Source organism: Aeribacillus sp. FSL W8-0870 (assembly GCF_037963755.1).
Classification (GTDB): domain Bacteria; phylum Bacillota; class Bacilli; order Bacillales; family Aeribacillaceae; genus Aeribacillus; species Aeribacillus composti.
On sequence record NZ_CP150165.1, the window covers coordinates 1,294,315 to 1,307,109 of the forward strand.

At 38.4% G+C, this 12,795-nt stretch carries 11 protein-coding genes and 1 pseudogene; 7 read left to right on the forward strand and 5 right to left on the reverse strand.

Going from position 1 to position 12,795, the window contains the following annotated elements; genetic code table 11:
* Positions 1–2: 2 nt before the first annotated feature.
* From NSU02_RS06295 to NSU02_RS06305, 3 genes are all read right to left on the reverse strand, one after another.
* Positions 3–440 (reverse strand): hypothetical protein, encoded by a 438-nt coding sequence (locus NSU02_RS06295; protein ID WP_232515500.1) that lies wholly within the window; start codon positions 438–440, stop codon positions 3–5.
* Between the two features lie 336 nt (positions 441–776).
* Positions 777–1,070 carry a hypothetical protein gene (locus tag NSU02_RS06300; protein WP_066249852.1) on the reverse strand — a complete coding sequence of 98 codons (294 nt, stop codon included), beginning with the start codon at positions 1,068–1,070 and terminating at the stop codon, positions 777–779.
* A gap of 11 nt (positions 1,071–1,081) precedes the next feature.
* Entirely contained in the window at positions 1,082–2,818 is a 1,737-nt protein-coding gene (locus NSU02_RS06305) for a hypothetical protein (RefSeq protein ID WP_339194794.1), read from the reverse strand.
* Between the two features lie 417 nt (positions 2,819–3,235).
* Here NSU02_RS06305 and NSU02_RS06310 point away from each other — a divergent pair, with 417 nt between their 5' ends.
* The 7 genes and pseudogenes from NSU02_RS06310 (at position 3,236) to NSU02_RS06340 (ending at position 10,038) form a co-directional block, all read left to right on the forward strand.
* On the forward strand, positions 3,236–3,721 hold the full coding sequence (locus tag NSU02_RS06310) for a PTS glucose transporter subunit IIA (protein WP_063386461.1): 486 nt from the start codon (positions 3,236–3,238) through the stop codon (positions 3,719–3,721).
* A 34-nt stretch (positions 3,722–3,755) separates the two neighbouring features.
* On the forward strand, positions 3,756–5,171 hold the full coding sequence (gene treP, locus NSU02_RS06315) for a PTS system trehalose-specific EIIBC component (RefSeq protein ID WP_339194797.1): 1,416 nt from the start codon (positions 3,756–3,758) through the stop codon (positions 5,169–5,171).
* Between the two features lie 117 nt (positions 5,172–5,288).
* Entirely contained in the window at positions 5,289–6,974 is a 1,686-nt protein-coding gene (treC, locus tag NSU02_RS06320) for an alpha,alpha-phosphotrehalase (protein ID WP_339194799.1), read from the forward strand.
* A 23-nt stretch (positions 6,975–6,997) separates the two neighbouring features.
* Positions 6,998–7,744, forward strand: a complete 747-nt coding sequence (gene treR / locus NSU02_RS06325) for a trehalose operon repressor (RefSeq protein ID WP_063386458.1) — start codon at positions 6,998–7,000, stop codon at positions 7,742–7,744.
* 311 nt (positions 7,745–8,055) lie between these two features.
* The gene (locus NSU02_RS06330) at positions 8,056–8,373 is read left to right on the forward strand and encodes a hypothetical protein (RefSeq protein ID WP_339194802.1); all 318 of its coding nucleotides are present in this window, start codon (positions 8,056–8,058) and stop codon (positions 8,371–8,373) included.
* Positions 8,374–8,444: 71 nt separating this feature from the next.
* Positions 8,445–8,948: pseudogene (locus NSU02_RS06335) on the forward strand (transposase).
* Between the two features lie 262 nt (positions 8,949–9,210).
* A complete protein-coding gene (locus tag NSU02_RS06340; RefSeq protein WP_339194804.1) occupies positions 9,211–10,038 on the forward strand; it encodes a hypothetical protein in 828 nt (275 codons plus the stop codon).
* A gap of 725 nt (positions 10,039–10,763) precedes the next feature.
* Here the strand turns inward: NSU02_RS06340 and NSU02_RS06345 are convergent.
* Both NSU02_RS06345 and NSU02_RS06350 read right to left on the reverse strand, forming a co-directional pair.
* Positions 10,764–11,159, reverse strand: a complete 396-nt coding sequence (locus tag NSU02_RS06345) for a hypothetical protein (protein WP_063386457.1) — start codon at positions 11,157–11,159, stop codon at positions 10,764–10,766.
* Positions 11,160–11,171: 12 nt separating this feature from the next.
* On the reverse strand, positions 11,172–12,767 hold the full coding sequence (locus tag NSU02_RS06350; RefSeq protein WP_339194806.1) for a hypothetical protein: 1,596 nt from the start codon (positions 12,765–12,767) through the stop codon (positions 11,172–11,174).
* Positions 12,768–12,795: the final 28 nt, after the last annotated feature.

Here is a 12,795-nt window from a genome sequence, read left to right on the forward strand (position 1 = left end):
ACTCACTCCTTAGGAGAAATTTTTATGAATTTGCTAGGTATCTCTCCTCTGATCAAATATTCATTGTCTCTTGTAGTCCAAGTTAACGCTCTATTTTTCCAAAAATCAGAAGAAGAGCTATCTCTCTCAATTAATTTTCGAATCTGTTTTGGGGATAAAATGGCTACATTTTTAACTTCTCCTGATCTAATCGCTTTTCTCAAAGAAGAAATATCTAATTCTATTAAGTAATCCCCATAATTTCCAATAATACCTTTATTACCAGTGAAACTAATATAAGGGCTATTTGATTTTGCTCCCCTTCTGTAACCTCCTAAAATATGCTCTATAACAGTAACTTGTCGATTTTTGTATATACCTTTACTATTTGCAGGAACTAAATTACCTGAATCTGATATAAATGGCTTACCAATTCCATTAGATCTTTTAGGTGAATGCAATAAACTATCTCCTCTATAAAGTTTACCAGTACCCTTATTATTGTTTTTAATTTGGCTTCTCTATTTCTCCTTCAACGGTTCATTATGTAAAAAATGACCCCAACTGTACTGGAGTCATCTTTAGCTGTATATGCATTTTGAACTGTATTTTTTGATGTCATAACTATACGAAGATAATAATTTTACTCTTTTTTTCTTAAATACTTAGTAAATTTTTTGTTTATACTACCCAATATTAAATTTAGAGGAAACATATTTTTAAAATTCCTGGTCCTTCCCCCCATTAAATTCTTTGGAATAAATATGTTCCGTGTAGATATTAAATAAAAAAACACTTTAATTCGTCTTCTGTTGCAACATTACTTCTAATTTATCTAACTCAATTACTAGTGGTTCATCGTAACTCTCAACTAAGTTGGTATCAAAATACGCTCTCAAGGCTCCTTTTAGCTTAGAATCTTTCCTTAATTCATCAATATTGCTATTGGTATTTACAGTTTCTGATAATTCTTTCAACTTATCTATTAATGTATCTAAAAATTTATGTTCCCTCTGACTTTTTTTTTCATAAACTAAATCCATAACCTTTTGTATTTGAATTTTAATATTATCCATTTCTTCGTTTTGCATAACAAAACCTCCTATTTTGAAGGTATTGGCCTAATTTCCTTTATCCATTCTAAAGAATAATTTAAAGGTAATAAAATTTGGTCAGCATCCCCTTTTAGAATACTACCGGTTTTAGTAATTTGTTTTTCAGCTCTGCCAATATTCAATATAGTTCCTTTTGGAATTTCAATTACGGCTTCATAGTTCCTCGTATTTTTCCATTCTGGGAGTAAAGCTAAGTCAATTTTAGTTTGTATCCTATTTACAGCCGGAGAAGTTGTAGCAAATGTTCCGCCTGCATCTGCATGCCCGCCAAATACTCTATAGACTGTAACATTCTCTTTTGTAATCACTGTTCTATAATTTGAATCTTTAAATGTAGTAGCAATACTCGAAGGTAAAGGCATTTTTTCAATTTCCTCTACCTGATTGTCAATACGAGTTGAGTAATCTTTTCCTTTTTCAACTGTTTTTTTACCAGTACCCTTAGTGCCAAGTTCAACGCCATCGTTGCCTGCTTTACTTCCGCCTAAATTTACCCCCGTCTTCTCACTTAGATAAGCTCGAACTTTATTCTCCAATCCTTTGGTGTTTTCGGGCGGAACCTTAACATTCCCAACCCCTTCTATGGCCAATCCCATTTGCCGGCTTGGCAGGAGGTGTCTTAAGTTTGTTGCGGCGTTGTCTACGAACCGACCGACTTGCAACGAACCTTTTTTTGCACCGGTTTTTAAATGCTGCGTCATTTCTTTCGTCCATGCCTTGGCACTCCTGATGCGGGCCAATATGCTGTTTTCCGCATGGACAACCAGGTCGCAGGCACGTTGTGATTTCTGGTGCAATCCAGCTTTCAAGCTTGTAAATAGCTTGGGATCCATTGCTTCTAGAAGAGGTGCGAACCGGGCGGCACTGCTGAATTTCGAAAGCGCGCTGACGCCAGGGACGATATCCAATGGTGCGAGGGCACCGCGGAATACTCTTTCGCCTGTTCCCAGTTCCCTCCCTGAAATCCAGTCTTTTCCGGAAACGGCCGAGCTTAATTCCAGTGTACCATAGGCCATGCCCAATGCCATCCCTGCTGGCGGACAAATAAATGAGACGCCGACAATCACGACGAGCGCCGCTATTTGCCCCCAGAATTCTTTGTTCATTTGCCCGTCTTTGATCGATTCATACTGAAAAGCCCGGGAATTCAAAGCTGCCTGTATATATTCCTGTTCCGAAAAATCTTGCTGGGGATTCAGTTCTTTCCATGAGGCGTATTCCCGTTCCATCAGCCTGGCATAGTAGTTGCTGCCGCTGAACAGATCTTCCAGTCCGACCTCGGCTTTTGGCACTTCGATCGTCTCTTGTGTGCCATAAGTTCCTGGAACGACGATTATTTCTTTAACACCGATGTGGTTTTTCGTCTTGATCTCTGATATCGATAAGTTGCGCATCGCTTCGACAAAAGCATCGATATCTTGATAAAACGGCTCATCGATCGTACGGTCGACAATATCTCCGACACGGCCGCTAAAGCGGTGCAGGACGAGATAATCTTCATATAATTGTTGATATTGGCTTTTGCGGTCCGTGTGGGTGAAAGAGATGACACCGTCGCTATCATATTTGGCGATGTCTGATTGGGCGTCTTCCAAAAGATCGCTGATATCTTTTAAGTTGTCGATCATGCCTTTTCCCCATACACCGACGCCGATCAGGTTGCCGATTCCTTTATTGGTCCTTTCCCATTCTGAAGGTATATAGTTGACATTCACTGTATCCATGCCTCCGATTGAAACGAAATGGATTCCATCAAGTGGAAAAGCTTTTTGTTTCATTATAAGACAGATAAAGGAATTTTTGGTAAATAGAAATGAAAAAGGGGAATTTTAAGAAAAAACTACCAAGAGGTTTCTAGATTATTTTCTTATTTAGGTAATAGAGACCGATTATATTGTCTCGAATAAAAATGCCCTTTATGGAATATAGGATCAAAGCCGTATAAAGCAACTTTTATTATTTCCACTGTAAACTTGACAGGGGGAAGTTCAAAATTAGGAACTCTTTTATTAAATAAAGTACTTTTTCAGTGGTGACGATGTATACGGGCAACTTTTTTATTGACGAACTTGTATATACAGGTTAAAATAAAAGCATCTTGTATATACAAGTTTTGAAAGCGGTTAAAAGGAGAGTTCACAATGTTAAAAAAATGGTTTCGAAAAAAAGAGGAAACGCTCTTAGCACCTTTAACCGGAAAAATAGTCGAGATCGAACAAGTTCCTGATCCAGCATTTTCCCAAAAGCTCATGGGGGATGGAGTGGCTATTGATCCTGCAGACGGAATTGTCGTTTCGCCGGTCAATGGGGAAGTTATTCAATTTTTCCATACGAAGCATGCGATTGGTATTCGTTCTGAGACGGGACTGGAGCTATTGATCCACATCGGTTTAGACACCGTTATGATGAACGGTGAAGGATTTGTTGGACATGTGAAGGTCGGTGACAAAGTCAAGGCGGGCGACAGTTTACTGACATTCGATCTTGCATTGATCAAAGAAAAAGCAGCAAGCACGATCACACCGATTGTCATCACCAATATGGATGCCGTTCAATCACTCGAAAAGAAGTCGCTCGAAAGCGTGCAGGCAGGAACGGATTCATTTATGGTTGTCGTAGCAAAATAACACTTGTTTTGTAAACGATTACGGGGGGATCATCATGAATATCAGCAAACAATCAGTTGAAAAGATTGTTGAGTCTGTTGGAGGAAAAGAGAATATTGTAGCGGCAACACATTGTGTTACCCGGTTAAGATTTGCATTAAAGGATGAGGGAAAAGTAGATAAAGAGGCTTTGGAAAGCATTGATCTCGTCAAAGGCTCCTTTTCGGCAAACGGTCAATTTCAAGTCGTGATTGGACAAGGGCTTGTCGATAAAGTGTACAACGAAATGGTGGAGTTGACGGGGATTGGCCGCGCGACAAAGCAAGAGATTAAGGATGCGGCGGAAGCGAAGCTAAACCCGCTTCAGCGTGCGATTAAAACATTAGCTGATATTTTTATTCCGATTTTGCCGGCGATTGTGACAGCAGGTTTGTTGATGGGAATTAATAATATCCTGACAGGCCAAAATATTTTTTATGAAGGCAAATCATTTGTGGAAGTGCATAAAGAGTGGGCCGATCTTGCCAGCATTATTAACTTAATTGCCAATACGGCGTTCGTCTTTCTGCCAGGTTTAATCGGTTGGTCAGCGGTAACGAAATTCGGCGGCAGTCCATTGCTTGGTATTGTGCTAGGCTTAATGCTTGTTCACCCAGATTTGTTAAACGCATGGGGCTGGGGAGCAGCGAAAGAAGAAGGAAACATTCCTGTATGGAATTTGTTCGGATTGGATGTTCAAAAGGTAGGATATCAGGGTCAAGTATTGCCTGTGTTAGTGGCATCGTACGTGCTGGCGAAAACAGAGCTGTTTTGGCGCAAACGAATTCCCGATGCGTTTCAGTTGCTGTTAGTCGCTCCGCTTTCGCTGCTATTTACCGGTTTTTTAGCGTTTATTGCGATCGGACCGATTACATTTGCAATCGGCAACGGGATTACAAGTGTATTTGTTTCAGTGTTTCATAATGTTCCAGCAATTGGCGGGCTTCTATATGGAGCGATATATGCCCCTCTTGTTGTCACGGGGATGCATCATACGTTCTTGCCGGTTGATTTGCAGCTGATCACCAACACTGGCGGAACATTTTTATGGCCGATTCTCGTTCTTTCTAATATCGCTCAAGGTTCGGCAGCGTTAGCCATGATGTTTTTAGCAAAAGATGAAAAACTGAAAGGGCTGTCATTCACATCTGCCGTTTCAGCTTATTTGGGTATCACGGAACCGGCCATGTTTGGAGTGAATTTACGCTACCGTTATCCATTTATTTCTGCGATGATAGGAGCAGCAATTGGCGGAATGTTCATTACGCTTAATAAAGTGATCGCATTTTCTATTGGTGTTGGCGGTCTTCCTGGGTTTTTATCAATCGTTCAGCAAAAATGGGCGCCGTTTTTCATTGGAATGGCGATCGCGATTGTGCTGCCATTTGCCCTTACATTTGTGTTAGGAAAAATTCGCAAAGATCATAATTAATAGAACTGTGTTCTAAATAATAAATATGAATAATCAAAGATTCATACCATTGGTGAATGACCGCCAATGGTATCGTTTTTCCCGATAGTCTCAATATTATAAACGAGGTGATATTCATTGAAGCAGCCATGGTGGAAAAAAGCCGTTGTTTATCAAATTTATCCGAAAAGCTTTAAAGACACGACGGGAAATGGAATAGGAGATTTGCAAGGGATTATCGAGAAATTAGACTATTTAAAGACATTAGGGATTGACGTCATTTGGCTGACGCCTATTTATGCTTCGCCGCAGCGAGATAACGGCTATGATATTAGTGATTATTTTAGCATTCATCAAGATTATGGAACAATGGAGGATTTCGAGCGTTTGCTTGCTGAAGCCCATCAGCGCGGTATCAAAGTGATAATGGACATGGTCGTAAACCATACCTCGACCGATCATGAGTGGTTTCAGCAGGCACGTTCGTCAAAAGAAAACCGCTACCGCCATTTTTATATTTGGAAGGATGCCAAACCAGACGGCAGTGCCCCAACAAACTGGAAATCCAAATTTGGCGGATCGGCTTGGGAGTATGATGAGCAAACGGGACAATATTATCTGCACTTGTTTGATGTAACTCAGGCCGACTTAAATTGGGAAAATGAAGAACTGCGCAAAACGATTTATGAAATGATGCATTTTTGGTTTCAAAAGGGAATTGATGGCTTTCGCTTAGATGTCATTAATTTGATTTCGAAAGATCAACGTTTTCTCGATGATGACGAATCCCTGCCATTGGGTGACGGCCGCCGATTTTATACAGACGGTCCGCGCATCCATGAGTTTTTGCAGGAAATGAATAGGGAAGTATTTTCTAAATATGATATTATGACAGTCGGTGAGATGTCATCGACCACCATTGACCATTGCATTCAATATACTAATCCAGCACGGAACGAATTGAATATGACGTTTAACTTCCACCATTTAAAGGTAGACTACCCAAATGGTGAAAAATGGGTGGCAGCTCCATTCGATTTTCTGGCTCTAAAACGAATTTTATCTACTTGGCAAGTGGAGATGAATAAAGGCGGAGGCTGGAATGCGCTTTTCTGGTGCAACCATGACCAACCGAGAATTGTGTCGCGCTATGGCAATGATGGAGCATATCATAAAGAATCGGCGAAGATGCTGGCAACAGTTATTCATATGATGCAAGGAACACCATATATTTACCAAGGTGAAGAAATTGGCATGACCAACCCGAAGTTTGAGCGAATTGAAGAATACCGTGATGTGGAAACATTAAATATGTATAAAATCTTGCTTGAGCAAGGAAAAACAGAAGCAGAGGTGCTTGAAATTTTGAAATGTAAATCGCGCGATAATTCACGGACACCTATGCAATGGGACGACAGTCCGCATGCCGGATTCACAACTGGGACTCCTTGGATTCATGTCGCGCCGAATTTTAAAGAGATTAATGTGAAAAAAGCATTAGAGGATCCAACATCGATTTTTTACCATTACAAACGTTTGATTGAATTGCGAAAGAACTATGACATTATTACAACAGGAAACTATCAGCTATTGTTAGAGGATCATCCGCAAATTTTTGCTTATGTGCGCAATGGAGATGGTGAAAAGCTTCTAGTAGTGGCCAACTTTTTTGGCGACCAAACAGAATTTGTTTTGCCGAATGAGCTTGATATAAACGGATATAGAAGCCGTATCCTGCTTTCCAACTATAATGACTCTTCTGAACATGTACAAGAAATCATGTTGCGTCCATATGAAGCGATTGTGTATCATTTAACAAAATGATACTATACAATTCGGTGATGACTATGAAGGAAAATAAATTTATGGCGATTTACAACGACCTTTTGCTTCATATTCGCAAAGGCATTTTTCAGCCGAACGAAAAGCTGCCTTCTGAAAATGAATTGTCCCAGCGGTATCAAACATCGCGTGAGACGATTCGCAAAGCGCTCAATCTTTTATCAGAGCATGGCTATATTCAAAAAATAAAAGGAAAAGGTTCGATTGTGTTAGATGTAGGAAAATATGATTTTCCTGTCTCTGGACTTGTCAGCTTTAAAGAATTGGCTCAAAAAATGAACAAGCCGGCAAGAACGATCGTACATGAACTGGAATTGATCGAGCCTGATGAATATATTAAAAGACAATTGGAAACCGAAAATAAGGAAAAAGTTTGGAAAGTGATTCGTGCTAGGGAAATAGAAGAAGAGAAAATTATTTTAGACAAGGACTTTCTTTGCCAAAAATTCGTTCCAACATTGACGCGCGGCATTTGTGAAAATTCGATTTATGAATATATCGAAAATGAATTAAAGCTTCGCATTAGCTTTGCGAAAAAAGAAATGTTTGTCGACCGAGTGACAGCTGAGGATCAAAAATATATGGATTTAAACGGCTACGAGCATGTAGTAGTGGTGAAAAATTTTGTCTACTTAGAAGATGCGAGCTTGTTTCAGTATACCGAATCGAGACATCGGCTCGATAAATTTCGGTTTGTTGATTTTGCGCGGCGTACTCATCACCCGGGGATGTCCGATAAGTCCTTAAAATGAAGCCAGTGGAGAAAAACGAGTTGTTTTTCTCCACTCAGCTTGTAGACTTTGTTGACAAGCTGACCTTGAAAGAGTGTCGAACACTCATTCAAGGTGTTTATAATTACTTATATTGCACGGCTCCTAGAAATCAAAACTGATTTTTTCATTGATATTTCCATTATATTGAAAGTTCTTCCTATTCTCAATCATTCTGTGTGTTTATTGTGCTGGTCAAACGATATCAATGCCAAAATTGTTAATCGGTATTCTCGGAGCCTTATGAGTCGATTCAACCTAATAAACACCAAACGAATAGGTATCGTGAATACTTGTTTGAATTATGTCAGGATACAACTATACAAGATGTAAGTCGAAAACAAAAGATTCCGTATTCGACCTTAGAGAGAATGTACTACTCGGTCGCTCAAGAAAAAGCTGCCCTTCATCAAAAACAAATTCATGAAGCTTTAGATAAGGATGAACTGGTTTTAAGTTTAGATGAGGTGTCTGTACGAAAAGGTCATCGATACGAAACCGTTTTGACAGAGGCGAAATTAGGCTGTGTCATCGGAATGCATAAAGACCGAGATTGTGATTCCACCATTCAACTATTCAATCAGAATGTCCTTTCCTCCCAAACGGTTTAAACCATCGTTTTTGACATTTGGGAGCCTTATCATAAAGCGTTCAATCCGTCTTTCCTTTAGCGACGATCGTCATTGATCAATACCAAGTTGTTCAAAAAGTCACACAAGCCTTAGACAAAGTTAGAAAAGGATTTGCAAAACTAAAACTAAAAAAAGCAAGATTCCTCCTGTTGAAAGGATATGAATCACTACAGGATCATCAGAAAGCACGCTTGGAAGAAATCTTAGAAGAGTACCCAGAACTTGCTTGTGCTTACGATTTAAAGGAACTATTTCGAGATTTCTATAAATTGACCGATTACAATGATGCCCATGATCTTTTAGAAGAATGGATTCAATTAGCACGGAATAGTCCTTACTAATCTTTTTATAAAGTGGCCAACACATTAGAAAAGTGGAAAGCACCCATACTCCAATATTTCTTATCTCCACACACGAATGCCCGAACAGAAGGAACCAATCATAAAATCAAACATATAAAACGGAGGGCTTATGGATATCGGAATCTAAAGCGTTTTCGACTTCGTTTATTTTTGGAATGTACAGGGAATACGAATGTTGATCAAATTGCTTAAGGGCTCTTCTTCAGCAGTTAACATGATGCAAGGTTTGTGTACAAATCACAGAAAATGGTGAAGAGACCAAAAATAATGACTTATAATACATTATGTTCGTAAAATTCAAATTTTCTCTTTTCTATTAAAATTTGATTTTTTTTATAAACTTATTTACAAGATTTTCTATATTTCACCAATTATTTGATAAAATAAAAATAAAACAAATATTTGTGAAAAATTTGTTTTTTATATCATATAAAAATATAAACGGAGGATGGTTATGCAAACTATAGATGAACATCGTAAAGAAGTACATATTCTTGAAGAAGATTCTCACAACTATAAATTCATATTAATAAAATACCCAAATAATCCGAATGAAAAAGCTGTTTATCAGTGTATAGCTGGTCACTTTTTTGAAATGAAACCTGACGAATTTCTAAAAAATAAACAATGTCCAATTTGTGAGATTGATGAAAATATTAGTCGTAAAACTAAAGAATATAACTTATATTTGCAAAAAGTAAAAAAATATAATGATGGGAAATGCGAACTTACTAACGATACTAAAAACGTTGTGGTTCATCATTTGTATAGTATAAGAAAATATCCTGAGCTTGCTTACCACCCTGATAACGCGATTTTACTCAATAGAACATTACACAAAGAATATCATCGGAAATATTCTCCATACAATACAAATGGCTATACTTTTCTTGCTTGGTTAAATGATAATATAGAAAAATTTGGTATTGCCGAAGATTCGATCAATAGACTTTCAATAAAAGTACAAAAGCTAATGAATGTATTGGAAAATGAGATTGCAAGTAAACGTGGTAACAAACTTGAAAACTCTACTCCTAAAATATTAAATTCCTCTGTTACTAATATGAAAGAATTACAAAAAATGGAGAGGAAAGCAAATAGATTAATTGAAAATATAGAGGCATTTGAAACAATTGAAATTATAGAAAACGAAGTCTACTTATTAAACAGTTATCTTGAAGCTTTTGTTATTTATAGAAATGATTTTGGCAATTGGAACGAATATAATCCAATATCTGGTTCAATACCAAAAAATGTTTTTGAAGCAGTAATGGATGTCTAGACAATTTATTATAAAAGAAAAAGTGTGAATAATTTTATCAGACGTCAATTAAGGGGGCTGAAAATGTTAACATAACCAAATAAAAACATCTACTTTGCATGTGAAGTATTATTAAAACAAAGAAAATGCTAAAAGAATTTTTAACTCTCTTGATGAAAAAAACAAAATACTTTCAAAAAGTTCCCGATTCATCATTTGTCTGAAAATCCAGAGTGGAATTTTATTTTTATGTTTTAAATTTATTATTGGTCCTGAATCTATTTTAAATATAATGACTGCCATTTAATTATCTTAGCAACAAGGGTTAAGTGTGGAAAATGGGTAACAGTCTATAGATTATTTTCCTAATCAAAAATTTATTAGACATCCAGGAGTTAATCGAGGTGGAGTAATCCTCTCGCTATAGTAATCGGTGGTAGCGAAGAAAAAGTTACGAAAAAAATTTTTATAAAATGGTGGGAAAACAAGGGTAAGGTTTTTGGCGAAAAAAACGGTAGTAACTGATAATTTTTCAGCGGGTTATATTTGATGAAAATTGTAAAATAGGGCATCTTTTTTATACACATTTTGTGCGTACAAGATAACTCTAAAAATTATCATATAGAACTTGAATAGATTACATGCACAAATTGTATCACTAGCAGCTCGTTCGGCACTACGTCACTAGTAGAAAATCCTCAAAAGAGAATTTATATTCCCCTTTTGAGGGTTAATTCAATAATATTTTACTTCAATCCTATTCTTACTTCACCGTCATGAAATATCTCAATAACATATCCTGAAGATGGTGAAAATATCCATGTATCAAAACTTACAGCAGTAACATCATCTATAACTTCAAATACTTTATTTAACTCAGATTGAATTATAGGTAATGTCCTTTCATCCCAAATAACATATATAACGTTGCTGTATTCATCAATGTTTTGGTTCAAAAAGGAGATGATCTCATCAACTGTATTCATTTTAGCATGATAAGTCACTTTCTCCCATTCAATACGCCCCCACTCAGTAAATGGAAAAGAATTCTCAAAATCTCTTAGTACTTGCTCTCCCTCACTATCAGATAAGACGTGTACATTCTCACCTAGTGCTTCAATACATTCATCAAATAAACTCATTCAAATTCCCCCTTATCTATTCAAATGTTTTAATAAAGATTTAAAGGTGCTTTCGTTACCCTCGAATGGAATAACGATTTTTCGAGCATTAGCCCCTTTACCATTGCGAAAATCTTCAATGTTTATATGTGTCCCCTTATTTGGGTCATAATCTAATCTCCATCTTACTTTTCTGTCAGCAGACTGCCTACCAATTACTTTACCATATCCAGCACTTGACTTAAGAGTTCCTATATATGGCTTTGAATTTGGTCCTAAATCTCCAACTAGGTCTAGTGCTTTATTTCTAGCCTGTTCATATGTCTTGACTTTATCTAATACTTGTTCCCCTTTACCAATACCCTTAGTGCTAAGTTCAACGCCATCATTGCCTGCTTTACCTCCGCCTACATTTATCCCATCCATCTTACTTAACCAAGCTTGAATCTTATTCTCCACCGGAACCTTAACATCCCCAACCCCTTCCATGGCGAATCCCATTTGCCGGTCAGGGATCACATTTTTCAGATTTGTTATGACGTTGTCTACGAATCGGCCGACTTGCAACGCACCGTTTGCTGCGCCGGTTTTCAAATGCTGCGGCATTTCCTTCGCCCATGCTTTCGCATTTCGAATGCGGGCAACGATGTCTTTTTCAGCATGGACAATCAGGTCGCAGGCACGTTGTGATTTCTGGTGCAAGCCAGCTTTCAAGCTTGTAAATAGCTTGGGATCCATGGCTTCTAGAAGAGGTGCGAACCGGGCGGTGCTGCTGAATTTCGAAAGCGCGCTGACGCCAGGGACGATATCCAATGGGGCGAGGACACCGCGGAATACTCTTTCGCCTGTTCCCAGTTCCCTCCCTGAAATCCAGTCTTTTCCGGAAACGGCCGAGCTTAATTCCAGTGTACCATAGGCCATGCCCAATGCCATCCCTGCCGGCGGACAAATAAATGAGACGCCGACAATCACGACGAGCGCCGCTATTTGCCCCCAGAATTCTTTATTCAACTGTCCTTCTTTGATCGATTCATACTGAAAAGCATGGGAATTCAATGTCGTCTGTATATATTCTTTTTTCGAAAAGTCATGGCGGGTGTTCAGTTCTTTCCATGAGGCGTATTCCCGTTCCATTAGCCTGGCATAGTAGTTGCTGCCGCTGAACAGATCTTCCAGTCCAACTTCCGCTTTCGGCACTTCGATCGTCTCCTGTGAGCCATAAGTTCCTGGAACGACGATTATTTCTTTAACACCGATGTGGTTTTTCGTCTTGATCTTTGATATCGATAAGTCGCGCATCGCTTCGACAAAAGCATCGATATCTTGATAAAACGGCTCATCGATGGTGCGGTCGACAATATCTCCGACACGGTCGCTAAATCTGTGTAGGACGAGATAATCTTCATATAATTGTTGATATTGGCTTTTGCGATCGGTATGGGTAAAAGAGATGACACCATCGCTGTCATATTTGGCGATGTCTGACTGGGCGTCTTCCAAAAGATCACTGATATCTTTTAAGTTGTCGATCATGCCTTTTCCCCATGCACCGACGCCGATCAGGTTGCCGATGCCTTTCTTGGTCCTTTCCCATTCTGAAGGTATATAGTTGACATTCACTGTATCCATGCCTCCGATTGAAACGAAATGGATTCCA